At 70.6% G+C, this 24898-nt stretch carries 21 protein-coding genes, 1 tRNA gene and 1 riboswitch; of the genes, 15 read left to right on the top strand and 7 right to left on the bottom strand.

Annotated features, from left to right (window positions below):
* Positions 1–22: 22 nt before the first annotated feature.
* Positions 23–1204, bottom strand: a complete 1182-nt coding sequence (locus ASE01_RS22685) for a PucR family transcriptional regulator (protein WP_056758116.1) — start codon at positions 1202–1204, stop codon at positions 23–25.
* A gap of 116 nt (positions 1205–1320) precedes the next feature.
* On the opposite strand from ASE01_RS22685, the gene ASE01_RS22680 reads away from it, so the two are divergent.
* The 8 genes from ASE01_RS22680 (at position 1321) to ASE01_RS22645 (ending at position 12015) form a co-directional block, all read left to right on the top strand.
* Positions 1321–2301 (top strand): alpha/beta fold hydrolase, encoded by a 981-nt coding sequence (locus ASE01_RS22680; RefSeq protein WP_200958967.1) that lies wholly within the window; start codon positions 1321–1323, stop codon positions 2299–2301.
* A gap of 397 nt (positions 2302–2698) precedes the next feature.
* A complete protein-coding gene (locus tag ASE01_RS22675) occupies positions 2699–4081 on the top strand; it encodes an LLM class flavin-dependent oxidoreductase (RefSeq protein WP_056758113.1) in 1383 nt (460 codons plus the stop codon).
* On the top strand, positions 4078–5517 hold the full coding sequence (locus tag ASE01_RS22670) for an NtaA/DmoA family FMN-dependent monooxygenase (protein ID WP_056758110.1): 1440 nt from the start codon (positions 4078–4080) through the stop codon (positions 5515–5517). Before ASE01_RS22675 ends, ASE01_RS22670 begins: the two co-directional genes overlap by 4 nt.
* Positions 5518–5561: 44 nt before the next feature.
* On the top strand, positions 5562–7226 hold the full coding sequence (locus tag ASE01_RS22665; protein ID WP_056758106.1) for an ABC transporter substrate-binding protein: 1665 nt from the start codon (positions 5562–5564) through the stop codon (positions 7224–7226).
* A 7-nt stretch (positions 7227–7233) separates the two neighbouring features.
* Positions 7234–8181, top strand: a complete 948-nt coding sequence (locus tag ASE01_RS22660; RefSeq protein WP_056758104.1) for an ABC transporter permease — start codon at positions 7234–7236, stop codon at positions 8179–8181.
* Complete coding sequence (locus ASE01_RS22655; RefSeq protein WP_056758101.1) at positions 8178–9044, top strand: ABC transporter permease; 867 nt, start codon at positions 8178–8180, stop codon at positions 9042–9044. The genes ASE01_RS22660 and ASE01_RS22655 overlap by 4 nt, the downstream gene beginning before the upstream one ends.
* Positions 9041–10783 (top strand): dipeptide ABC transporter ATP-binding protein, encoded by a 1743-nt coding sequence (locus ASE01_RS22650; protein ID WP_082606324.1) that lies wholly within the window; start codon positions 9041–9043, stop codon positions 10781–10783. Before ASE01_RS22655 ends, ASE01_RS22650 begins: the two co-directional genes overlap by 4 nt.
* Positions 10780–12015, top strand: coding sequence for an acyl-CoA dehydrogenase family protein (locus tag ASE01_RS22645; RefSeq protein ID WP_056758098.1), 1236 nt, complete (start codon positions 10780–10782; stop codon positions 12013–12015). Before ASE01_RS22650 ends, ASE01_RS22645 begins: the two co-directional genes overlap by 4 nt.
* A gap of 252 nt (positions 12016–12267) precedes the next feature.
* Here ASE01_RS22645 and aceE read toward each other — a convergent pair whose 3' ends face one another.
* Positions 12268–15075: a pyruvate dehydrogenase (acetyl-transferring), homodimeric type gene (gene aceE, locus ASE01_RS22640; protein WP_414858544.1), complete on the bottom strand. Its 2808-nt coding sequence runs from the start codon at positions 15073–15075 to the stop codon at positions 12268–12270.
* A gap of 336 nt (positions 15076–15411) precedes the next feature.
* Between aceE and ASE01_RS22635 the strand changes: the two genes are divergently transcribed.
* The 4 genes from ASE01_RS22635 (at position 15412) to ASE01_RS22620 (ending at position 18272) form a co-directional block, all read left to right on the top strand.
* The gene (locus ASE01_RS22635; protein ID WP_056758292.1) at positions 15412–15789 is read left to right on the top strand and encodes a DUF3052 domain-containing protein; all 378 of its coding nucleotides are present in this window, start codon (positions 15412–15414) and stop codon (positions 15787–15789) included.
* Positions 15790–15835: 46 nt separating this feature from the next.
* On the top strand, positions 15836–17467 hold the full coding sequence (locus ASE01_RS22630; RefSeq protein WP_157537727.1) for an AMP-binding protein: 1632 nt from the start codon (positions 15836–15838) through the stop codon (positions 17465–17467).
* Between the two features lie 8 nt (positions 17468–17475).
* Entirely contained in the window at positions 17476–17967 is a 492-nt protein-coding gene (locus ASE01_RS22625) for a peroxiredoxin (RefSeq protein ID WP_321164158.1), read from the top strand.
* A 233-nt stretch (positions 17968–18200) separates the two neighbouring features.
* Positions 18201–18272, top strand: a tRNA-Val gene (locus ASE01_RS22620).
* Between the two features lie 45 nt (positions 18273–18317).
* On the opposite strand, the gene ASE01_RS22615 is transcribed toward ASE01_RS22620, so the two are convergent.
* On the bottom strand, positions 18318–18572 hold the full coding sequence (locus tag ASE01_RS22615; RefSeq protein WP_056758089.1) for a superinfection immunity protein: 255 nt from the start codon (positions 18570–18572) through the stop codon (positions 18318–18320).
* Between the two features lie 118 nt (positions 18573–18690).
* Here ASE01_RS22615 and ASE01_RS22610 point away from each other — a divergent pair, with 118 nt between their 5' ends.
* Complete coding sequence (locus ASE01_RS22610) at positions 18691–19158, top strand: hypothetical protein (protein ID WP_056758086.1); 468 nt, start codon at positions 18691–18693, stop codon at positions 19156–19158.
* Between the two features lie 4 nt (positions 19159–19162).
* Positions 19163–20047, top strand: a complete 885-nt coding sequence (locus ASE01_RS22605; RefSeq protein ID WP_235536169.1) for a serine/threonine-protein kinase — start codon at positions 19163–19165, stop codon at positions 20045–20047.
* Between the two features lie 46 nt (positions 20048–20093).
* Here the strand turns inward: ASE01_RS22605 and ASE01_RS22600 are convergent, their stop codons facing one another.
* Genes ASE01_RS22600 through ASE01_RS22590 form a run of 3 tightly spaced genes read right to left on the bottom strand, consistent with a single transcriptional unit; the run spans position 20094 to position 22526 of the window.
* Complete coding sequence (locus ASE01_RS22600; protein WP_056758083.1) at positions 20094–20765, bottom strand: response regulator transcription factor; 672 nt, start codon at positions 20763–20765, stop codon at positions 20094–20096.
* Between the two features lie 2 nt (positions 20766–20767).
* Entirely contained in the window at positions 20768–22201 is a 1434-nt protein-coding gene (locus ASE01_RS22595) for a sensor histidine kinase (protein WP_235536168.1), read from the bottom strand.
* On the bottom strand, positions 22191–22526 hold the full coding sequence (locus ASE01_RS22590) for a hypothetical protein (protein WP_056758076.1): 336 nt from the start codon (positions 22524–22526) through the stop codon (positions 22191–22193). The genes ASE01_RS22595 and ASE01_RS22590 overlap by 11 nt, the downstream gene beginning before the upstream one ends.
* 150 nt (positions 22527–22676) lie before the next feature.
* Here ASE01_RS22590 and ASE01_RS22585 point away from each other — a divergent pair, with 150 nt between their 5' ends.
* Positions 22677–24230: an AMP-binding protein gene (locus ASE01_RS22585; RefSeq protein ID WP_056758073.1), complete on the top strand. Its 1554-nt coding sequence runs from the start codon at positions 22677–22679 to the stop codon at positions 24228–24230.
* Here the strand turns inward: ASE01_RS22585 and ASE01_RS22580 are convergent.
* On the bottom strand, positions 24197–24754 hold the full coding sequence (locus tag ASE01_RS22580; protein ID WP_056758070.1) for a hypothetical protein: 558 nt from the start codon (positions 24752–24754) through the stop codon (positions 24197–24199). The genes ASE01_RS22585 and ASE01_RS22580 overlap by 34 nt on opposite strands.
* A riboswitch (cobalamin riboswitch) is annotated at positions 24748–24892 on the top strand. (Overlaps the previous gene by 7 nt.)
* Positions 24893–24898: the final 6 nt, after the last annotated feature.

Genomic DNA, 24898 nt, shown 5'->3' with positions numbered 1-24898 from the left:
CGCTGCTGCTGCCTGCTGGGGGTCAGCCCGCCTGGCGGCCCAGCACGAGGGCGAGCTGGAGCACGAGCGCGTCCCGCGGAACCGAGGGCGTCAGGCCGGTCAGGTCACCGATCTGACCCAGGCGGTAGCGAACCGTGTTGGCGTGGACGAAGAGCGCGCGGGCGGTCGCCTCGATGCCGGCGCCGTTCGCGAAGTAGGCGACGAGGGTCTCGACGAGCTCGCCCCGACCGTCGGCGAGGGGGCGGTAGAGCTGGTCGATGGCCTCGGCTCGGGCGTCGCTGTCCCCGGCGAGGATCCGCTCGGGGAGCAGGTCGTGCGCCGAGACGGGGCGGGGGGCGTCCGGCCAGCCGACCGCGGCACGCAGGGCGCCGAGCGCGACGCTCGCCGAGACGTGGGCGTCGGAGAGGCCGTCGGCGGCCGGTCCGACCACGACCGGCCCGTCGCCGAACAGGTCGACCAGTGCGGCGGCGTCCTTCTCGGAGCGGGTGATGCCGCCGAGGATCACGACGAGGAGGTTGCCCTGCACCGCGCAGAGCGCGTCGAGCCCACGGCCCTCGGCTGCGCGCCGGACCGCGTCGAACACGGGCGTCTGGGCGCCGGCCGCTTCCGCGGGGGCGGTGCCGACGACCACGGCGACCTCGCCGCGCGCCGCCCAGCCGACGGCGCTGGCCCGCGAGAGCACCGACTCGTCGGTCTCGGCACGAAGCACGGCATCGACGACCAGCGCCTCCAGTCGTGCGTCCCAGCGGCCGCGGACCTCGGCGGCCCGCGCGTAGACCTCGGCCGTCGCGAAGGCGACCTCACGTCCGTACCGCAGCACGGCCCCGTGGACGTCGTCGAGCACGTCGGGCTCGAGCAGGCCACGGATGTTGCGCTCGACCTCGTTGATGGTGAGCTTGATCAGGTCGACGGTCTGGTGGAGGTCGACCACGCCGGCCATCGCCCGAGGCGCCACGCCGAAGACCTGCACGACGACCGGCTCGTCGTCGGGATCGGTCCCGCCGCCCTCGGCAAACCAGTCAACGAAGGCCTTCACACCCGCCTGGACGATCATCCCGACCCAGGACCGCTCCTCCGCGCCCAGGGCGCCGAACCACGGCAGGTCCGACTCCATCCGCGAGATGGCGGCAGAGCCGAGGGATCCGGAGGCGGCACGGAGCTGCCGGGTCGCGCTCTGCCGGGCGGCCGGTCCAGTGGGGGACATGTGAGCAGCCTATTCGGGGGGACGGCTGTCGTGGCGGCGGCCGGGCGTGATTGAATCGGGCATCACCTGCTAGCAGGAGCAAGCGCCTGCTAGCACGTCAGTGTGAGGGGGCCGCCGTGGCGGAACAGGCTGACCGGACCGGGCGTGAGGTGCAGTACGTCACCTTGCACGGCAAGAGGCGCGCCTTCGTCATCAAGGGCAGCGGCCCCGCCGTGCTCCTGCTCCACGGACTCGCCTGCGACCACACCACCTGGTCCCCGGTGATCGACCGGCTCGCGGAGAAGTACACGGTGATCGCACCCGACCTCCTCGGCCACGGCTTCTCGGACAAGCCCCGGGCCGACTACACGCTGGGTGGCTACGCCAACGGCATGCGCGACCTCCTCACGGTGCTCGGGATCGACAAGGTGACCGTCGTCGGCCACAGCTTCGGCGGCGGGGTGGCGATGCAGTTCGCCTACCAGTTCCCCGAGCGCACCCACCGGATGATGCTGGTCGCCACCGGAGGGCTCGGCCCCGAGGTGACGCCCCTGATCAAGCTGATCCAGGTCCCCGGCTGGTTCCGGGTGATGGGGGCCCTGACGCTGCCGGGCGTGCGCCACGTCGAGACCTTCGCGCTCCGCACGGCCGCCGAGTACGGCGACTTCGGGCCCTTGCGCAAGTACACCCGCGACCTCGACGAGGTCGCCGACATCGTCGAGTCGTGGAAGGACCGCCGGACCCGGTTCGCGATCCGGCACCTAGTGCGCGCGGTGATCGACTGGCGCGGACAGATCGTCACCATGGCCGATCGTGCGTACCTGACCGATGCGATGCCCATGGCCGTGGTGTGGGGTGGTGAGGACCAGGTCATCCCGGTGCGTCATGCCAGCAACGCCGCCGCGCTGGCGCCGGACGTGCGCATCGAGGTCCTCGCCGACGCGGGGCACTTCCCGCACAAGGACCACCCCGAGGACTTCGCCCGCATCCTCGACGACTTCATCACCTCGAGCGAGCCGGCGGCGTACAGCCGTGCGCGGTTCCGCCGGATGCTCCGCTCCGGGCTCTCGGCACCGGTCGCACCGGTCGCGACCGCGACCACTGCCACGACCGCCTGAGGTCCCGATCCGGGTGGCAGGTCCACCCGCGGGGGTGGTCGGCAACGCCTGCTGCCTCGTGGGGCGAGCCGCTTGCCCTCAAAGTGCACTAACTCTATTGTCTTTGTTGTGAGTCGGGGGTGCCGACTCCGCCCTGACCCGAGCAAGGAGGTACGACCCGTGGACATCCTGACGCTGATCAGTCGCCGACACGTCGACCTCTGTCTGGTCTCCAGCGCGACCTGTCGCTGACCCGACACCGGTCCTCCCTGTCGCCTGCCCCCTTCGGGGAGCCGGCGCGGACCGGTCGATCCGACCCCTGAGGGGTCACTCCGACGGTCGGCAGCGTCGCCGCCACGGATCCCGCCCCATCGCCGCGTGCTCGAGCGGGCACGCACTCCTGAACCGAAGGACGACCATGTCCAGCACCCCACCGCGCCCTCTCCACTTCGCTGCCTTCGTGATGAACACGACCGGGCACATCGTCCAGGGCACGTGGCGTCGACCGACCGCGCGCCAGAGTGACTTCAACGACCTCGATCACTGGGTCGATCTCGCCAAGACCCTGGAGCGCGGCAAGTTCGATGCGATCTTCTTCGCCGACGTCGTCGGGTTGTACGCGCCGTACCGCGGTGACGAGCGGAAGTACTTCGAGGCCGGGCTGCAGGTGCCGAGCAACGACCCGAGCGTGCTGGCCAGTGCGATCGCCTATGCGACCGAGCACCTCGGCATCGCGTTCACGGCCTCGATCCTGCAGGAGCACCCGTTCAACTTCGCGCGCCGGATCAGCACGCTGGACCACGCCACCAAGGGGCGGGTGGCGTGGAACATCGTCACGAACTACCTGCCCAACGCCTCGCGGAACTTCGGCCACGAGGGGCTGACGGCGCACGACGAGCGCTATGCGTGGGCCGATGAGTACGTCGACGTCACCTACAAGCTGTGGGAGGGCTCGTGGGAGGAGGACGCACTCGTCCAGGACCGCGAGCGGGGGATCCACGCCGACTACGACAAGGTCCACCGGATCAACCACGCGGGAGCCCGCTACCAGGTCGAGGGACCGCACCTGGTCAGCCCGAGCCCCCAGCGCACGCCCCTGCTCTTCCAGGCAGGCGCGTCCGAGGCGGGCCGGACCTTCGCCGCACGCAACGCCGAGGCCGTCTTCATCCAGGCGCCCACCCTCGCCTCCGCGGCCCGTGACACCAGCGACGTCCGCAGCAGAGCCGTCGCCCAGGGCCGACAGGCCGACGACCTCAAGTTCTTCCAGGGCCTGTACGTCGTACCGGCCTCGACCGAGGAGGAGGCGAAGCGCAAGGCCGCCGAGCTCGACGAGTGGATCGACTACGACGCCCAGCTGTCCCACATGTCCGGCGCGATCGGCATCGACTTCGGTCACGAGGACCTGGACACCCCGGTGGGGGAGATCCGGACCGAGGGGGTCCAGTCGATCGTCGGCTGGATCAACGACCTGGTCACCGACCGCCCGGCCACCCTGCGCGACGTCGCCCACTTCACAGCCACCAACAACAGGATCGTCGGCACTCCCGAGCAGATCGCCGACCAGCTGGCCGCCTGGCGCGACGCCGGCGTCGACGGCATCAACCTGGTCAACGCCGAGATCCCGGCGACCTACGAGGAGTTCGTCGACCACGTGATCCCGACCCTGCAGGAGCGGGGTCTCGCGCAGACGGAGTACACCGAGGGATCGCTGCGCAACAAGCTCTTCGGTCGTGGTGACCGGCTGCCCGAGCGGCACCCGGCGGCGAGCTACCGGGGCGCCTTCGCGCCCCTCGGGGCATGACGGGGGTGGCGGGCGAGGAGTCCTCCGCTCCCGCGCCCAAGCGACTCGTGCTCAACCTGTTCGAGATGAACTGCGTCAGCCACATCACGCACGGCCTGTGGCGACTGCCGGACAACAACCGCGAGCGGTTCAACGACATCGAGTACTGGATCGAGCTGGCCCGGTTGCTGGAGGACGGCGGCTTCGACGCGGTGTTCCTGGCGGACGTCGTCGGGACCTACGACGTGTTCCGGGGAAGTGCGGAGACCGCCGTGCGCCAAGGACTCCAGATCCCGAACAACGACCCGGCCGTCGTCGTACCCGCCATGGCGGCGGTGACCAGGCACCTCGGGTTCGGCATCACGTTCTCCACGACCTACGAGCCGCCGTTCGCGTGGGCCCGGCGGGCGAGCACGCTGGACCACCTGACCGCAGGTCGCGTGGGCTGGAACATCGTCACGTCCTACCTGCCGAACGCTGCGCGCAACTTCGGGCTCGCGGACGAGGTCGAGCACGACGAGCGCTTCGCGCGCGCCGACGAGTACCTCGACGTCCTCTACAAGCTGTGGGAGGGCTCGTGGGACGACGACGCGATCGTCGCCGACCGCGAGAACAACGTGTTCGCGGACCCGGCGAGGATCCGCCCGATCGACCACGACGGGACCTACTTCAAGGTCGAGGGACCGCACCTGCCCTCGCCCAGCCGGCAGCGCACGCCGCTGCTGATCACGGCCACCCAGTCCGAGGCGGGCACCGCCTTCGCGGGCAAGCACGCCGAGGTCGTCTTCACCGGCGGCGCCGACCGCGCCGGACTGGCCGAGACCGTCGCCCGGCTCAAGCAGGCCGCTGTCACGGCCGGACGTCGCGAGGGAGACCTCAAGGTCATCACGACGGCGGGCGTCATCGTCGGACGCACCGAGGAGGAGGCCCGCGCCAAGCTCGCCCGCTTCCAGGAGCTGTCCGACCCGGAGGGCTACCTCGCCCACGCCGGGCTGCCCTGGGACCCGGTCGCCCACCCCGCCGACGCGAAGCTCGGCGAGCTCGCCGACAGCCGCGCCCACGGACGGTGGCGCCGCATCGCCGACGCCGAGCAGACCGTCGGCGACTACCTCGCCGGGTTCGGCGACCTCAGCGCCCACCCGCTCTTCGCGGTCGGCACGCCGGAGCAGGTCGCTGACGAGATCGAGATCTGGCTCGACGACCTCGACATCGACGGCATCAACCTCCTGCAGTACCACACCTACGACACGGCCAGGGACTTCATCGAGCTGGTCGTGCCCGTGCTCCGCGAGCGCGGCCGGCTCCGGTCGTCGTACGACGAGCGCGAGTCCCTGCGCGACCGCATCTTCGGCGAGGGCGACCGCCTTCCCGAGCGTCACCACGCCGCTCGCTACCGCGGCGGCGCGAACCTCCCGAACCGGACGGGGATCTCGGACCCCGCCCAGCTCACCGCATGACCAGCACTCCTCCCACCCCGAGACATCGAAGGAACCGATCCACCATGAGCAGTCCCCTCCAGCGTCGTCCCCACCTGCGCCGACGCTTCCGGTTCGCCGCCACCGCGGCGGGCCTCGCGCTCGCCGCGCAGGCCCTGGCCGCCTGCGGCTCGACCGAGGTCGACGGGGCCGGTGACAAGGTCGACGGTGGCGTGATCACCTACGCCCACGTCCAGGAGCCGCCGTGCATCTTCGGCGGCTGGATCCAGCAGGCCTACATCTCGCGCCAGGTGCTCGACGGCCTGGTCACCCAGGACGAGGACGGCTCCGTGAAGCCGTGGCTCGCCACCGAGTGGGAGATCTCCGGGGACGGGCTCACCTACACGTTCACGCTGAAGGACGGGGTGGAGTTCACCGACGGGACCCCGCTCGACGCCGAGGCCGTCGCCTACAACTTCGAGCAGTTCGAGAACACCGACCTCAACGGCACCGCGAAGGTCTCGATCGACCCGTACTACAAGAAGGCACGGGCGATCGACGCCACCCACGTCGAGATCTCCCTGAACAAGCCCTATCCCCAGTTCCTGACCCTGATCACCCAGGGCTACTTCGGCATCCAGTCGCCGACGGCGCTGAAGACGCGCACCAAGGAGGAGAACTGCGAGCAGCCGATCGGCTCGGGGGCCTTCACGGTCGAGGAGTGGAAGAAGGGCGAGGAGGTCATCTTCAAGAAGAACCCCGACTACACCTCGTGGCCCTCGACGGCCAAGCACGAGGGGCCGGCGTACGTCGACGAGCTGCACTGGAAGTTCGTGGCCGACGGCGTCTCCCGCTACGCCTCGCTGACCACCGGTCAGACCGACGTCATCTACGAGGTGCCGACGGTGAACTGGAAGGAGGCGGAACAGAGGTTCGACACCACGATCCGCTACATCACGCCCGGCAAGCCGGTGTCCTTCTTCATCAACACCCAGCAGGGCGTGTTCACCGACAAGCTGGTCCGCCAGGCCTTCGCCCACGGCGCCGACCGCAAGGGAGCCGTCGAGACCGGCTTCCACGGCGTGATCCCCTACGAGGGCAACCCGTCGGTCAGCCAGTCCACGCCGGACTACAACGACAAGGCCGCCGACGCCTACCCGTTCGACCAGGACCGGGCGAACGAGCTCCTCGACGAGGCCGGCTGGACCGAGAGGAACGACGACGGCGTCCGGACCAAGGACGGCAAGACGCTCAGCGCCAAGCTGGTCTACGGTGCCGGCTTCATCTTCACCTCCGAGGGCGCGACCATTCTGCAGGCCCTGCAGGAGCAGTGGAAGGAGATCGGCTTCGACGTGAAGCTGATCCCCGCCACGATGGCCGAGCTGTGGGGCGGCAAGTTCTCCGACCCGTCGACCTACGACGCGATGCCGTCGTACTGGACGAGCCCGAGCCCCGCGATCCTCTGGATCGTGTGGCGCCCGTCGACCGAGGCGCTGCCCAACTTCAACAACCGCTCGCTCTACGACAACGAAGAGCTCTCGAAGGTGATCCAGGCGGCGAACAGCGAGCAGGACCCGGCGAAGGCGACGGCGCTCTACGAGCAGGCCCAGCAGATCATCCAGGACGACGCCGCCGGCATCGGGCTCTACACCCAGAACACGACCATGGCTGTCGCCGACAACCTCAAGGACGTGTGGGTGGAGAAGAGCCAGGGCGAGCCGATCTTCTCCGACGCGTACTTCGTGGAGTGATGCCGTCATGAAGCTCGCCTTCCGGCTGCTCAGCGTGGTGGCCGTCCTCATCGCCGCTGCGTCGGTGACCTTCTTCGCCCAGCTGATGGTGCCGGGTGATCGTGCGACCACGATCCTCAACCTCCAGAACGGACGCGAGCAGGAGTGGACCGCCTCCGAGCTGGGGCCCGTCAACGAGAAGTTCGGGTTCGACAACCCTCTGGTGGTGCAGTACCTGCACTACGTCGGGGGCCTGTTCCGGGGAGATCTGGGCACGTCGTACACGCAGTACCAGTCGGTCAACTCGGTGATCGGTGCCCAGATCGTCCCGAGCCTGGTGCTCACCGCGTCGGCGCTGGTCGTCGCGTGGGCGCTGGCCATCGGGGTGACCCTCCTGACCGTCAAGCGAGGCCGGTTCGTCACCGGGCTCGGGTCGGGGTGGGAGACCTTCGCCGCCAGCCTGCCGACGTACTGGGTGGGCGTGGTGCTGCTCGTCGTCCTCGCGGTCAAGGTGCCGATCTTCCCGGTCATCGGGGGGAGCGGGGCGTGGGGGACGGTCCTGCCGGTCCTCACCCTCGCCATCCCGCTGGCGGGCTTCCTGGGGCAGGTCACCCGCGACGAGTTCGACAAGGTGCTCGACCAGCCGTTCGTGACCACCGCCCGCACCCGTGGCATGGGGGACACCGCCGTGCGACTGCGCCACGGCCTGCGGCACGCGGTGCTGCCGGGCATCACGCTGTCGGGATGGGCGCTCGGTGCGCTCGTCTCGGGTGCAGTGATCGCCGAGAACATCTACGGGCGGCCCGGCATCGGCCAGGTGCTCGTCACTGCGGTCAACACCCGCGACGTGCCGACCGTGTCGGGCATCGTGCTCGTCGTCGCCGGCGTGTACGTCGTGGCCAACGTGCTCGTCGACATCTCGTACGCCGTGGTCGACCCCCGGCTGCGCTCGCACTCGCGTCTGGCCACCGCATGAGTGCCCTCGCGCCCTCGCTGCGCCTGCCCGTCGTCGGACTCGCGCGTCTGACGGCCCTCAGAGCCCGACCGAGCACGGTTCTCGCGCTCGGCTTCGTGGGTCTCGTCGTGGTGGCTGCGGTCGCGCCAGGGGTGCTGACCGACCGCAGCCCCACGGCGATCGACTTCCCGAGCGCGCTCGCCGCGCCCTCGTGGAGCCACCCGTTCGGGACCGACGAAGTGGGCCGCGACCTGCTCACCCGGGTGATCCACGGGGCACGGCTCTCGCTGGGCATCGGCCTGGGAGCCACCGCACTGGCGATGTCGATCGCGATCGTGCTCGGCTTCGCGGCCGCGCTGGCCGGCGGCATCGTCGACACCCTGATCACCAGGGTGCTCGAGGTGGCCTTCGCCTTCCCGGCCCTCCTGCTCGCGCTCCTGCTGATCGCGATCTTCGGTCCGTCGGCGACCACCCAGGTCATCGCGGTCGGGATCGGCTCGGCTCCGGGCTATGCCCGGATGGTCCGCGGTCAGGTGCTCAACGTGCGCCAGGCGGGCTACATCGAGGCTGCCGCCGCACTCGGCCACGGACGGTGGACCGTCATCCGGCGCCACCTGTTCCCGAACGCGATGCGCCCGCTGGTCGCAGTGGTCACCCTCGGTGTCGGTCAGTCGATCGTCTGGGCCTCCAGCCTGGCGTTCCTCGGCCTCGGCATCGCGCCACCCAATCCCGAGTGGGGTGCCCTGCTCGACGCGGGGCGCCTCTACATCACCACCTCGTGGTGGCTGGAGATCCTGCCGGGGCTGGTGATCGTGGTCTTCGCGGTCTCCGTCACGACCCTGGGCCGGACCCTGCAGCGCCGACTGGAAGGAGCCGGACGATGAGCATCGTCGACGACCGCAACGACACCGATGGGGCGGTGGCGGTGACTGCCGCGACGGCAGCCACCGCTGCTCCGGCCGAGCCCGGGGCGGCCGGAGCAGCACCGCCGCCAGTGCCGCTCCTCCACGTCGAGGGACTCCGGGTGTCGTTCGCAGGGACCGAGGTGGTCAAGGGCATCTCGTTCACGGCGTACGCCGGGAGGTGCCTGGCGATCGTGGGGGAGTCGGGCTCGGGCAAGAGCGTCACCGCGCGCACGGTGGTGGGCCTCACCGGCGCGGGGTCGGAGGTCTCCGTCGACCGCCTCGAGCTCGGGGACCGGGACCTGTCCGGCCTCGGCGAGCGCCAGTGGCGCCGGATCCGCGGCAAGGAGGTCGGCTTCGTCCTGCAGGACGCACTCGTGTCCCTCGACCAGCTCCGCAAGGTCGGGCACGAGGTCGCCGAGCCGCTGGCCGTCCACGGGGTCGGCGATCGTCGTGCCCGCGCGGCGAAGGCGATCGAGCTGCTCGAGTCCGTCGGCGTGCCCGAGCCCGAGGTCCGTGCAGCACAGCGCCCGTACGAGCTGTCCGGCGGACTGCGCCAGCGCGCGTTGATCGCGTCCGCGATCGCACTCGACCCTCCGCTCGTCATCGCCGACGAGCCGACCACGGCCCTCGACGTCACGGTCGGCGCCCAGGTCCTGGACCTGCTCGCCGCCTCCAAGTCGCGGGGCACCTCGATCATCCTGATCAGCCACGACCTGGCCGTCGTCGCCCGGCTCGCCGACGACGTCGCAGTGATGAAGGGCGGCGAGATCGTCGAGCACGGACCGGTCGAGGACATCCTCCGGAACCCCCAGCACGCGTACACGAAGGCCCTGCTGGACGCCGTACCCTCCGAGCACACTCGTGGCACGCACCTCGTGCGGCCGGCGGACGGCGAGGAGAAGACGGTTCGCTCGCGACGCCCGGTCGACCGGGGTCGGCCCCTCATCGAGGCGCGTCATCTCGTCAAGGCGTTCCGCGGCCCCGACGGCAAGGACCGCGAGGTCGTGCGCGACGTGTCCTTCGAGGTGTTCTCGGGGGAGACCCTCGGGATCGTCGGAGAGTCGGGATCCGGCAAGACCACGACTGCCCGGATCGCACTGGCACTGACGCCGCCCACCAGTGGCGAGGTGCTGTTGCGCGGAGAGCCCTGGTCGGCCCTGGGCCTGCGGCAGCGGCGGCCTGCGCGGAGCCGGATCGGGGTGGTCTACCAGGACCCGCTGAGCAGCTTCGACCCGCGCTGGAGCGTCGACCGGATCCTCGCCGACGCCCTGTCCCGGGGACCTCGGCCGCCGGCGAACGCGACCGAGGCACGGCGGCGCTCGCTGGAGCTGCTCGAACAGGTCGGGCTCGGCCACGGACACCTGACGTCCGCTCCGTTGCGGCTCTCGGGGGGACAGCGGCAGCGGGTCGCGATCGCCCGGGCGCTCGCTCCCGAGCCGGAGCTGATCGTCTGTGACGAGCCGGTCTCCGCGCTCGACGTGTCCGTGCAGGCGCAGGTGCTCGACCTCCTCACCGACCTGCAGGACGAGCTCGGTGTCACCTACCTCTTCATCTCCCACGACCTGGGCGTCATCCACCACATGTGCGACCGGATCCTGGTGATGAAGGACGGCGAGGTCGTCGAGTCCGGCGGTGCCGACGAGGTCTTCGACCGACCGCGGCACCCGTACACGCAGCAGCTGCTGACCGCGCTGCCCCGACTGGAGGTCGCCCGATGAGCGGGCAGGGCACGACCGACGCCGAGCTCACCGAGCGCTTCGCTCCAGTGTTCGCGAAGATCGCCGAGGGTGCGGCCGAGCGCGAGTCCGACCGTGAGCTGCCCTTCGAGCAGGTCGAGTGGTTGCGCGAGGCCGGCTTCGGCAAGATCCGGGTGCCGGTGGAGCACGGCGGCCTGGGCGCCACGTTGCCGCAGTACTTCCGTCAGCTGGTCGAGCTCGCGCGTGCGGACTCGAACCTGCCGCAGCTGCTGCGGGGGCACGCCGGGTTCGTCGAGACCCGGCTCACGCACACCGATCCGGACGTTCGGGAGCGCTGGCTGCGTCGGGTCGCTGCCGGCGTACTCGTCGGGAATGCCCAGTCCGAGCAGGGGAACAGCTCGTTCTGGCAGAACGCCACGACCATTCGCCGGGACGGGAACGGCTGGCTGTTGTCAGGCCGGAAGTTCTACTCGACCGGCAGCCTGTTCGCCGACTGGATCCACACGACCGCGACCGTCGACGAGGCGAACAGTGCAACCGTGCTCGTGCCGACGAGCGCTCCCGGGGTCCAGCGGATCGACGACTGGGACGGTTTCGGCCAACGCCTCACCGGCAGTGGCACGACCATCTTCGAGGACGTGCCGATCCAGCTCGAGGACGTCGAGATCAGCCCCAACGGGGCCTTCACGGGGACCTACCTGCTGGCGTTCTTCCAGCTCGTCCATCTTGCGACGCTGGCCGGGATCGGCCGCGCGGCCGTCGACGACACGGTCGCCTTCGTGCGCCAACGGGGACGCAACTTCGCGAACCCGGCCTACCCCGCGCCGGAGACGGACCCGCAGGTCCAGCAGGTGGTGGGTCGCATCCACGGCCGGTCCTTCGCCGCCGTCGCCACCACCATCGCGGCGGCCGAGGCGGTGGAGGTGGCCCATCTTGCCCAGGTCGCGGGCTCGGCGCCGACGGAGGTCTTCGACGCCGCGGACCTGGCGACCTTCACGGCGCAGACCTCGGTCATCGAGACCGTGCTGGCACTGGTGAGCGAGCTCTTCGAGGTCGGCGGGTCCTCGGCCGTCACCGAGCGCTTCCGGCTGGACCGGCACTGGCGCAACGCGCGGACCATCGCCTCGCACAACCCGGCGATCTACCGCCAGACGATCGTCGGGGACCACGTGCTCAACGGGACGCCGCCGAGCGAGTGGATCGAGCAGTCGTGGGAGGTCGTGCGCGGCGCGGCCGGCGCGAGGGACGGGTAGCGACGACGTCGGCACGGGGGCCGGAAGCCTCGTGGGAGGGTTCCGGCACCGGTTCCAGCGGTCTCGAGACGGTCGCGGGCGACCTCCTCGACCAACGGTGGGCACCGGTTCCAGCGGTCTCGAGACGGTCGCGGGCGACCTCCTCGACCAACGGTGGGCCGGGGCCGGGAGCCTCGTGGGAGGGTTCCGGCACCGGTTCCAGCGGTCTCGAGACGGTCGCGGGCGACCTCCTCGACCAACGGTGGGGCGGCGTCAGGCGTCGCCGCCCTCCTGCTTCACGCCGGCGACGGCGGTCGGGTCGTCGATGCGGTACTTCTCGAGGGCTTCCTTGACCCGGCCCGGGTCGATCTCGCCGGAGTCGGCGAGGGCGGCGAGTGCCTGGACGACGACTGACTGGGCGTCGACCTGGAAGAACCGGCGCGCGGCGGGCCGGGTGTCGGCGAAGCCGAAACCGTCCGCACCGAGCACGCGGTAGTCCGCCGGCACCCACTGCGAGATCTGCATCGGCACGGCCGTCATGTAGTCCGAGACGGCGATGACGGGGGCCTGGCCCTCGCCGAGCGCCTCGGTGACGAATGCCGTGCGGTGGTTCTCGTCGGGGTGGAGGAGGTTCCACTTGCCCGTGGCGACACCGTCGCGGGCGAGCTCGTTCCACGAGGTCACCGACCAGGTCTCCGCGTGGACGCCCCAGTCGTCGGCCAGGATCTGCGCGGCCTCGTGGATCCACGGGAAGCCGACACCTGAGGCGAGCAGGCGCACCTGGGGGCCCTCGGCACCGGCGGCCGGAGCCGACACGCGGTACATCCCCTTGAGCAGGGCGGCCACGTCGAGGTCGGCCGGCTCAGCCGGCTGGGCGACGGGCTCGTTGTAGACCGTCATGTAGTAGATGACGTCCTCGCCGCGGGGGTGGGACTCGCTGGAGCCGTACATCCGCTCCAGGCCGGAGCGCATGATGTGCGCGACCTCGTAGCTGAACGCCGGGTCGTAGTGCACGACCGCAGGGTTCGTGGCGGCGAGCAGCGGGGAGTGCCCGTCCGCGTGCTGCAGGCCCTCGCCGGTGAGCGTCGTACGACCTGCGGTGGCACCGATCAGGAAGCCGCGTGCCAGCTGGTCGGCCATCGCCCAGATCGAGTCACCGGTGCGCTGGAAGCCGAACATCGAGTAGAAGATGTAGAACGGGATCATCGGCTCGCCGTGGGTGGCGTACGCCGAGCCGGCTGCGGTCGCCGAGGCCATCGCACCGGCCTCGGAGATGCCTTCGTGCAGCATCTGGCCCTGCGCCGACATCTTGTACTGGAGCAGCATGTTGCGGTCGACGGACTCGAAGGTCTGGCCCGCCGGGTCGTAGACCTTCGCCGAGGGGAACATCGCGTCCATGCCGAAGGTGCGGTACTCGTCGGGAGCGATCGGGACGATCCGCTTGCCGATGCCCGGGTCCTTCATCCAGTCCTTGAGCAACCGGACCGCGGCCATGGTCGTGGCGACCTTGTGGTTGCCGGCGCCCTTGCGGAGCTCGGCGTAGGTCGAGTCGCCCGGGAGGGTGAGCATGGTCGAGCGGTCCTTGCGCCGGGGCACCGAGCCGCCGAGCTGGTTGCGGCGCTCCATCATGTACTCGATCTCGGGAGAGTCCGCGCCCGGGTGGAAGAACGGCGCGGTGCCGGTCGCCTCGTAGGCGCTCTCGAGGTCGCGGTCGCTGATCGGCAGGTAGAGCCGGTCGCGGAACTTCTTGAGGTCGTCCTTGGTGAGCTTCTTCATCTGGTGCGTGGCGTTCTTGCCCTCGAGGGCGTCGATCGTCCAGCCCTTGACGGTGTGCGCCAGGATCACGGTCGGCTGACCGACCTGCTTGGTCGCGGCGTCGAAGGCGGCGTACACCTTGCGGTAGTCGTGGCCGCCGCGCGGCAGCTTCTCGATCCGCCGGTCACTCATGTGCTCGACCATCGCCCGCAGGCGCGGGTCGGGCCCGAAGAAGTGCTCGCGGTTGTAGGCGCCGCTCTCGACCGAGAAGGTCTGGAACGCGCCGTCGGGGGTGGAGTTCATCTGGTTCACGAGCACGCCGTCGACGTCGCGGGCGAGCAGGGCGTCCCACTCGCGGCCCCAGACGACCTTGATGACGTTCCAGCCGGCTCCACGGAAGTTGGCCTCGAGCTCCTGGATGATCTTGCCGTTGCCGGTGACCGGTCCGTCGAGCTGCTGCAGGTTGCAGTTGATCACCCAGGTGAGGTTGTCGAGCTCCTCGCGGGCAGCGATGCGGATCGCGCCCAGCGACTCGGGCTCGGCCATCTCGCCGTCGCCGAGGAAGGCCCAGACGTGCTGGTCGGCGGTGTCCTTGAGCCCCCGGTTGTGGAGGTAGCGGTTGAACCTGGCCTGGTAGATGGAGTTGATGCCGGTCAGGCCCATCGAGACCGTCGGGAACTCCCAGAACTCCGGCATCAGCCGGGGGTGCGGGTACGACGGCAGGCCGGCGCCCTTGCCGTGCTGGACCTCCTGGCGGAAGCGGAACAGCTGCTGCTCGCTCAGGCGGCCCTCGAGGAAGGCGCGCGCGTAGATGCCGGGGGAGGCGTGGCCCTGGATGAAGAGCTGGTCGCCGCCGCCGGGGTGGTCCTTGCCGCGGAAGAAGTGGTTGAAGCCGACCTCGTACAGGCTCGCGCTCGACTGGTAGGTCGCGATGTGTCCGCCGACCTCGAGCCCCTTGCGGTTGGCGCTCGACACCATCACCGCGGCGTTCCAGCGGATGAAGGCGCGGATGCGTCGCTCGACGTCCTCGTCGCCGGGGAACCACGGCTCGCGCTCCGGCGGGATCGTGTTGATGTAGTCGGTGCTGCGCAGGGCCGGCACGCCGACCTGCTTCTGGCGTGCACTCTCGAGAAGCCGCAGCATGACGTACCTGGCTCGCTCGCGCCCACGCTCGTCGACCAGGGCGGTGAACGAGTCGATCCAGTCCTGGGTCTCGTCCGGATCGATGTCCGGCAGCTGCGTGGGAAGGCCCTCGTGGATGACGGAGGCGGGGCGGGAGGCCGGGGTGGGGCCAGAGGCTGTGGCATCAGGGGTGTCGGAGGTCACGAGACCCATCTTCGCACCGCGGGCCAGAGGGGGGAATCTACCCAGCAGTAGCCCGAGGACCGGTCCCGGCGCAGTGAGGTGAGGGGTGCCTTCTGGAGTGCCGTCCGGGGTGCTTCGCGACGCCCGAACGGGGCCCGATCGGCGCCCGATCGAGGCCCGATCCGTGTCGGAGCGACACCCGAAGGACGCCCGAGGGTTGCGCCGCGAGGCCTCACTCCGCTGGACTAGGGGGTAGCCCCGCACTGGGCGGGCTTCGTCGTACCCGAAAAACTGGAGGATTCCACCGTGACTTCGACCGCCCCTGGCGGCACCACCCCGACCGGACCCGCCGAGCGGATGGGCCTCACGCCAGGGATGGTGGTCCAGGAACTCGGCTGGGACAGCGACACTGACGACGGCCTGCGCGTAGCCCTCGAGGACGCCATCGACGGCGACCTGGTCGACGGCGACTACGGCAACGTGGTCGACGCTGTCCTGTTGTGGTGGCGCGCCGACGACGGCGACCTCGTCGACGGACTCGTCGACTCCCTCACCGACCTCGTCGGTGGTGGCGTGATCTGGCTCCTGACGCCCAAGATCGGCCGTCCCGGCGCCGTCGACGCCGCCGACATCGCCGAGGCCGCGCCCGACGCAGGACTGGCGCAGACCACCGCTGCGAGCGTCAGCAAGGACTGGGCAGCGACCCGACTGGTCGCCCCGAAGTCGATCACCTGAGACAGGGTGTCACCCCATCGGGGCAGCGGGGTCCTAACCTAGGGCCATGGGAATGATCGGCTCGCGCGTCAAGGACGCCGGAACCAGTCTGAAGATCTTGACCGAGTCCGGCATCGTCCGGCCGTACTCGCCCGTGGTCCTCGGTGGGATGGTCAATGCGCTGCGTCGCTGGAGCACCACGCCGGCAGGCGGCTTCAAGACGATCGCGCTGCGCACGCCGCACCACACGGCGCTCATCGACGAGCGCGGCTCGCTCACCTTCGGTGAGCTGCAGGCGCGGACCAACGCACTGGCCATCGGGCTGCGTGCCCGGGGCGTCAAGGCGGGCGACGGCGTCGCCGTCATGTGCCGCAACCACCGTGGCTTCATCGAGGCCTCGATCGCGATCAGCAAGCTCGGCGCCGACGTGCTCTACCTGAACACCGCCTTCGCCGGTCCGCAGCTGGTCGACGTCCTCGAGCGCGAGAAGCCCCGCGTCGTCGTCCACGACGAGGAGTTCAGCGCACTGCTCGCGAGCGCCGACATCGCCGACCGGGTGCTCGGCTGGACCGACGGTGAGGCCGGCCCCGACAGCATCGAGGGCATCATCGCCGCGCAGGTGGCCGCCGGGCGCACCGCCGACCTCGCGCCGCCCAGCCAGAAGGGCCGCACGATCATCCTGACGTCCGGCACCACCGGGACGCCGAAGGGCGCCCCGCGTCCCCAGGGCGGCCTGCCGGCCGCGATCTCGCTGCTCTCCCGGATGCCTCTGCGCAGTGGCTGGAAGTGCCACGTCGCGGCACCGCTTTTCCACACCTGGGGCTTCGCGCACTACCAGCTCGCGATGATGCTCGGCACCACGCTCGTGCTGACCCGCAAGTTCGACCCCGAGGACGCGCTGCGCATCCTGCGCGACGAGGACTGCGACTCGTTCGCGGTCATCCCCGTCATGCTCCAGCGGATCCTGGCGCTCCCCGAGGAGACGCTCGACCGCTATCCGCTGCCGCACCTCAAGGCAGTTGCGTCCTCCGGCTCCGCCCTGCCCGGAGACCTGCCGACGCAGTGGATGGACCGCTACGGCGAGAACCTCTACTCGATCTACGGTTCGACCGAGGTCGCCTGGGCCTCCATCGCCGCGCCGCGCGACCTGCGCGAGGCCCCCGGCTGCGCCGGCCGGCTGCCCCACCAGACCGTGGTGCGGATCCTCGACGCCGACGGCCGCGAGGTCCCGACGGGGCAGTCCGGTCGCATCTTCGTGGGCAACAGCCTCCAGATCGAGGGCTACACCGGCGGCGGCGGCAAGGAGATGATCGACGGGCTGATGTCCTCCGGTGATGTCGGTCGCTTCGACGCCGAAGGTCGGTTGTACGTCGAGGGCCGCGACGACGAGATGATCGTCTCCGGTGGCGAGAACGTCTTCCCCAAGGAGGTCGAGGACTGCATCGCCACCCACGAGCGGGTCGCGGAGGTCGCCGCCATCGGTGTCGACGACGACGACTTCGGCAAGCGCCTCAAGGCGTTCGTGGTGCGCGTGCCCGACGGCGAGCCCGTCACGGCGGACGAGATCAAGGAGCTGGTCAAGACCAACCTCGCACGGTTCAAGGTGCCGCGCGAGATCATCTTCCTCGACGAGCTGCCCCGCAACGCGACGGGCAAGGTCCTCAAGCGCGAGCTCGCGTCGCACGAGTCCTCGCAATGAGGCCCGACGTGGTCGGGCCTCCCGGCGTCGCGACCGGTATCGCGGTCGGCGCCATGGCTCCCGACTTCACCCTGCGCGACCAGTTCGGCCAGGACACCTCGCTGTCGTCGTACCGCGGGACCAAATCGGTCGCGCTGGTCTTCTACCCGTACGCCTTCAGCGGTGTCTGCACCGGTGAGATGGGCGTGATCCGGTCCCGGCTCGACGAGTTCCTCACCTTCGACACCGAGGTGCTCGCCATCTCCTGCGACCCCGTCTACGCGCTGCGCGCGTTCAGCGACACCGACGGGCTCAACTTCGCGCTGCTCAGCGACTTCTGGCCGCACGGCGAGGTCACCCGGGCCTACGGCGTCCTCGACGAGCGTGCCGGGTGCCCCGAACGATCGTCGTACGTCATCGACAAGGAGGGGCGCGTCACCTGGGCGGTCCACCACCCCAAGCACGCCGCCCGCGACCTCGACGACCTGCTCACCGCACTGCGGGATGCCGCAGATCGATAGTTCTCTCGGCCGGTCTGCCTAGTCCGTTCGTGTCATTTTCCGGGGAATTCGACGCCGACGGTTGGATGGACGCAGGACGGACGGTAGAGTTCGAGTTGTTGAACCGCTGGCGACCCGAGACGCTGGCGGTTCGACCTTTTTTGGGCACGCCCAGCTCTCGGGTCGACGTGGCCCCGCCACCGCGGCGGTTTGGAGCCGTCGGTGACCGCTCCGCTAGGCTGACCCGGCTTCTGGGGCGTATAGCTCAGCGGTAGAGCCCTTCGCTTACAACGAAGTGGTCGGGGGTTCGATCCCCTCTGCGCCCACCTGTTCCTGCTCCGGCCTCCTGTGCCGGTGGCCTGCGTGCTCGCTCAGTCCGGTCCGGTGACCCGCAGCCCGGCGATGCCGTGGCGGCGACAGGCCAGGGCCAGGGCGAGGAGCCAGCCCACGACGGTCCAGCCCAGCGCGAGGTTGAGGAAGCCGATCGCGTCGGCGTCGGCCTTCCCACGGGTGGTGGCCACGGCCCAGGGGAACAGGTAGCCGCACGTCGCGATACTCGCCAGCCAGGCGATCAGGACGCGACGGAGGCGGTGGTGGAGACGATCGCTGACCAGCTCGACGTACATGGTCGGCACGGTAGTGGATGAGGGGGCTCTCATCCTCGGTTCATGGTGGCCTCACGCGCGCTCGGGAGAGTCCTCGGTGTCGACAGGAGTCGACGTCCGCACCGATGGAGGAGAAGTCATGAAGAAGAAGCCCGTGGTCGTCGCGGCAACCGGTCTGGTCGGCCTGGTGGCGTCCGGTCTGACGGTCAGCCTGCTTGCCTGGCCGTCCGACGCCGGCACGCAGGACCTGGCCGTGAAGCGCGAGGAGGACACCCCCGACATCGTCCTGGTCACCGAGGACGACGACCTGGACGACGACCTGGACGACGACCTGGCCGACAACAAGGTGGTCGTGACGGGGTCCGTCAAGGCCCGCGCCGCGGCGACCAACACGCGTGACACCAACACGCGTGCGACCAACACCCGCTCGCGTGTCTCGCGCAACACGCGCGCCGACCGTTCGCGCACGGGCGCCCGCAGCGGCCGCGACGACAGCCGCTCGGGTCGCAAGGTCCGCGACTGGACGACCGACGGCCCCGGCAAGAAGGCGCGGGACTGGTCGGCCAACCGCACCAACGACCGCAGCCGCAACAACACCCGCCGGTGACCGGGTGAACGAGCAGGACAGGGAGCTGTCCACCTGGGGCTTCGCCGAGGGTGACGCGATCGCCCCCGAGCTGACCGCGATCCGGTCGCTCGGGGGTGGGTCCGCCTACGAGGCGTGGCTGGCGTTCGACGAGATCACCCTCGGCCCGGTCGTGGTGAAGGTCGTGCGCCCCGACGAGGCCGACGACGAGCACACGGTCCGTGGCATGGTGCGCGAGGCGACGGCACTGGACGTGGCGCACCACCCGGTCGTCGTACGCGGGCTGAGGTACGACGACGCCGGCCCCCGCCCGCACCTGGTGCTCGAGCACGTGGAGGGTCCCAGCCTGTCCCGGTTGATCCGGAGGCACGGGCGGCTCTCTCCGCAGCAGTACCTCCCGCTCGCGGTCGACATCGCCTCGGCTCTGCACTTCTTCAGGCACGCCGACGTGTGCCACCTCGACATCAAGCCCAGCAATGTGATCATGGGCTCCCCGGCCCGGCTGATCGACCTGTCCGTCGCCCGTCAGGCCGAGCGGGCGGCCGAGATCGACGGCCTGATCGGTACCGACGCCTACATGGCACCCGAGCAGGCCTCGCCGGGCCCGTTCGGCGTCCCCGGCTACGCCAGCGACGTCTGGGGCCTGGGTGCGACGCTGTTCCACGCCATCGGGGGGCGCCGACCGTTCGCGGCGGGGGACCCCGACGCGCGCGAGCCCGTCGCCCGGTTCCCGCAGCTGCGTGACGCCCCGGCCGAGCTGCCCGAGGACGTCCCCTCCGCCGTGTCGAAGCTGGTGCACGCGATGCTCGAGCCCGACCCGGCCGACCGCCCGCTCCCGCGCGAGGTGGCCGAGGCGCTCGAGCCGGAGCTGGCGGCACTGCCGGCCCCGACCCTCAACTGGAAGGGCTGACCTCCCCCTCCTCCCGACTCGCCGACAACTCGGCGGGAGGGCGGGGTCAGCGGTCGAGCCGGTAGCCCATCCCGCGCACGGTGGAGATGGCGCCGGCGCCGATCTTGCGGCGCAGGTAGCCGACGTAGACGTCGACGACATTGGAGCCGGGGTCGAAGTCGAGGCCCCAGACGTGGTCGAGGAGCTGTTCGCGGGAGAGGACCTGTCCGGCGTTGCGCAGGAAGATCTCGGCCAGGGCGAACTCCCGGGCGGAGAGCTCGACCTCCCGGCCGGAGACGGTGGCGCGGCGGGTGCGCAGGTCCAGGTGCACGCCGCCGGCCTCGAGGCTGCCCACGGGACCTGCGTCCCCGGAGCCGGAGAGCTGGCGCAGGCGGAGCTTGACGCGGGCGTTCAGCTCGGCGAACCGGAACGGCTTGGGCATGTAGTCGTCCGCGCCGCCCTCCAGCGCGCTGACGGTGTCGGCCACCGAGTCCCGGGCGGTGAGCACGATGACGGGCATCCGGGAGCCCTGGGAGCGCAGCTGGTCCAGGAGCGCGAACCCGTCCAGGACGGGCAGTCCGATGTCGAGCACCAGCAGGTCGAACTCGCCGCTGAGCGCATGGTCCAGGCCGGTCCGGCCGTCGGCCGCGACCGTGGTCTGGTGGCCTTCGGCGCGCAGGCCCTTGGCGAGGAACGAGGCGATGCGCTGCTCGTCCTCGACGATCAGGATCCGGGCCATCGCTACAGCCTTCCGTCGTGGGTGGGTTCGGCGGCGGTCAGGACGGCGGGTACGTCGAGCACGAAGCGGGCGCCGGCGCGGGTGTGCGGGTCGACGTACGCCGTGCCTCCATGGGCGTGCGCGATGGCGCCGACGATGGACAGACCCAGTCCGAAGCCCTCGTCGCCGGGCGGGACTGCGGCGCGACCGAAGCGGCCGAAGATCCGCTCCTGGTCCGCGGGGGCGACCCCGGCGCCGTCGTCGTGGACCCAGCAGCGCAGCAGCGGGCCGTGGAGGGCCGCACCGAACGCGATCCGGTCGCCGGTGCCGGTGTGCTTGACGGCGTTGTCGGCGAGGGCGAGCAGGGCCTGGGTCATCCGCTGTCCGTCCATCACCACGCTCGGTGGCAGCCCGTCGACGGCATCGGGGGCAGGCAGCTCGAGCGCCCACTGACGCTCGCCCAGTCCGCGGGCCTTGCCGATGGCCGTGGTGAGGAGGTCGGACGGGTCGACGTCGTCGAGGGTGAGGAAGTCGGGTCGGTCGCTCTTGGCGAGCAGGATCAGGTCGCCGACCAGCCGGGCCATCCGGTCGACCTCGTCGAGCAGCAGAGCGCGGGTCTCGGCGACCTCGGAGGGGCTGGCGACGTCGAGCAGCTCGAGGTGGCCGCGCAGGACGGTGAGCGGTGTCCGCAGCTCGTGGCCGGCGTCGTCGAGGAACTCCCGCTGGCCGGCGAAGGCCTGCTCCAGGCGGTCGAGCATGCCGTTGATGGTGTGGGTGAGGGCGGTGATGTCGTCGTTCCCGGTCGCCGGCAGACGGCGTCCGAGGTCGGTGGCCCCGATGCCGTCGGCGGCGACCCGCAGCGTGCGCAGCGGGCGCAGCAGGCGCCCGGAGAGCCACGCTGCCGTCCCGGTCACCAGCACGGCGGACAGGAGCGCGACCAGGGCGTAGGTCCGCATGGTGCGCAGCAGCTCGTCGCGGTCCTCGGCGAGGTAGGTGACGACCAGCAGCGCACCGGACTCCGTGTCGCGGCGGACCGGCTGGGCCGTGATCCGGACCTCGCCGCCGGCGGTGTCGAGGTACGTCGTACCTCCGGAGGCGACGAGCGTCGCGGCCGCCTCCTGGAACTCTGCGTCCTCGACGAGCGGGTCGCGGGGGAACTGGAAGGCCGGCCCGTCCTCCACCCAGCCGACCAGGAGCTCGTCGTCGTCGGGGACGTTGCGCTCGAGGAAGCCCTCGAGGAGATCGGGGATGGAGGTGAAGTCGCCGGAGCGCTGGAGGGCGACGAACTCGTCGAGCTCCTGCTCGACCTCGCGCTGGGTGTCCTCGACGATGGCGCCGCTCTCGACCCAGTGGACGATCACGCCGGCTCCGGCCAGCGCGATCGAGACGAGCAGGGCGACGGCGGCGGTGATCCGGATCCGGACCGAGAGCCCGGGGCGGGACCGCTCAGTCGTCATCGTCGTCGCGCTCGTCCCGGTCGTCGTCATCGTCCCGGTCGTCCCGGTCGTCGTCATCGTCGTCGCGTCCGGCTCCGCCCGGCCGGGGCGTGACCACGGGCACCTCCGCGCTCGGCGTCCGGCTGGGGCGGTTGGCCGGGGCGGTGGGGGAGGGCGTCGGCGAGACCTGCGTCGAGGGAGTCCCCGACCCCGGCACGACGCTCATGTCGACGGGGCGCCGCGCGGGCGGCTCCCCCGTACCGCTCGCGACGACGGCGCCGACGATGAAGCCGACAGCGGCCAGCAGCAGGCCGAACGGCAGCAACGTCTTCCAGAGCGGACCCATGACCCGGATCATCCTGCCCGACGATGGGTGGGGGGTGAGAGGTCGATGAGAGGACTCTCATCGAGCGGCCGCCCTCCTTTCGAGGGGTTTGCGGCAGCCGGTCCGGCTCTAGGGTGGTGCACATCACCCGAGGCTTCCAGGAGGACTGCCGTGTTCGTGCCGTTCAGCGTCAACGACTTCCTCGACCGCGCCGTCACCGTGTACGGCGAGCGGGTGGGTGTCGTGGACGAGCCCACCCAGCCCGCCCCGACCCAGGGCGAGCTCACCTACGCCGAGATGGGTGCGCTGGCCCGTCGTCAGGCGGCGAAGCTGGACGAGCTCGGGATCGGCGTCGGGGACCGGGTCGCGGTCGTCAGCCACAACAGCAGCCGCCTGCTCACGTCGTTCTTCGGCGTCAGCGGCTGGGGACGGGTGCTGGTGCCCGTGAACTTCCGACTCAGCCCGGACGAGGTGCAGTACATCGTCGAGCACTCCGGCGCCCGCGTCCTGTACGTCGACCCGGAGCTGGAGGAGTCCCTCGCCGGGGTGAGCTGCGAGCAGAAGTTCGTGATCGGCGACGACTCCGTGCTCTACGCCCCCGAGGGTGTCGAGCCCCGCCCCTGGGAGTACGACGAGGCGGCGACCGCCACGATCAACTACACCTCGGGCACGACCGCGCGCCCCAAGGGCGTGCAGATCACGCACCGCAACATCTGGACGAACGCCGTGACCTTCGGGCTGCACGCGCAGATCAGCGACCGCGACGTCTACCTGCACACGCTGCCGATGTTCCACGCCAACGGGTGGGGGATGCCGTTCGCGATGACCGGGATGGGCGCGCAGCACGTCGTGCTCCGCAAGGTCGACGGGGCCGAGATCCTGCGGCGGGTGCGCGACCACGGTGTCACCGTGATGTGTGCCGCGCCGGCCGTCGCCGCTGCGGTGCTCGAGGCGGCCCAGAGCTGGGAGGGCGAGATCCCCGGTCGGGACAAGGTGCGGATCATCATGGCCGGTGCTCCGCCGCCCACGAAGACGGTGATCCGGGTCCAGGAGGAGCTGGGCTGGGAGTTCATCCAGATCTACGGCCTCACCGAGACCTCACCGCTCCTCACCTTCAACCGCACCCGCGCCGAGTGGGACGACCTGCCGGCCGAGGAACGGGCGGCCAGGCTGACCCGCGCGGGCGCGCCGGCGATCGGCGTCAGGCTGCGCATCGACGAGTCGGAGGAGGGCGCCGGCGAGGTGCTGGCCCGCTCCAACGTCGTGCTCGAGGGCTACTGGGAGCAGCCCGAGGAGAGCGCCACCGCCTTGGCCGAGGGCTGGTTCCACACCGGCGACGGCGGCTTCGTCGGCGAGGACGGCTATCTCACGATCGCGGACCGCAAGAAGGACGTGATCATCACCGGGGGCGAGAACGTCACCTCGATCGAGGTCGAGGACACCCTGTTCTCGCACCCCGCCGTGGCCGAGGTGGCCGTGATCGGCGTGCCCAGCGAGAAGTGGGGCGAGACGATCAAGGCACTCGTCGTGCTGACCGGTGAGGCGACCGCCGGCCCTGAGATGGAGGCGGAGCTGATCCGCTGGTGCAAGGACCGACTGGCGGGCTACAAGTCCCCGACGTCGGTCGAGTTCCGCGACGAGCTCGCCCGCACCGCCACCGGCAAGCTGCAGAAGTTCAAGCTGCGGGCGCCCTACTGGGACGGACTGACCCGCCAGGTGAACTGATCGTTCGGGACGAGGTTCGCGTCCCAGCCGGCGCCGCGCCACGCCTCGACCGTGGCGCGGGCCCAGCTCGCTGCGGCCTCGTCACTGCCCTCGATCACGTCGATCGCGGTCTCCACCGGGGCCGACGCGGGGTCGCCGAGGAGCTGGCCACTGATCGGGTCGCCCAAGCCGGGGCGGCCGTCGACACAGGTCGCACGGACCAGGCCGATGCCCAGGCGTCGCTGGTTCTGGGCCAGGCTCAGCGCGGCGATGCCGGCGTCGGCGTACCCCACCACGGAGAGGCCGTCGGGCCGGTGCACCGATGACTCCCGGGCGTAGCGGACCGAGCGCAGGAGGTCCTGCGCGGCCGTCGCGGCGGCCCAGACGGGCAGGACGACGCGCACGTTGCTCCGACCGGCGATGCGGCTCGCGAGAGCGGCGACGCCGTCGGGATCGGTCTGGATCGCTGGGTGCCAGAGCAAGAGGGTGTCGGCATTGGGGTGTCCGTGCACCGAGACCTGGAGACCACTCGCCTGAGCCTGCATGGCACCACCGTAGGCTGACTCCCCACAGGTCCGTCGTGCAGGAACCCGGTGTGAGACCGGGGCGGTTCCGCCACTGTGATCCGGGCCACGCAGATCGGGCCGGAGAGCCAGACACTGCTCACGGACGCACCGCCGATGAGGGGC

The organism is Nocardioides sp. Root190 (genome assembly GCF_001428565.1).
Taxonomy (GTDB): domain Bacteria; phylum Actinomycetota; class Actinomycetes; order Propionibacteriales; family Nocardioidaceae; genus Nocardioides.
The sequence above is the reverse complement of the archived record's forward strand: the minus strand, read 5'-3'. Positions and strand labels throughout refer to the sequence as shown.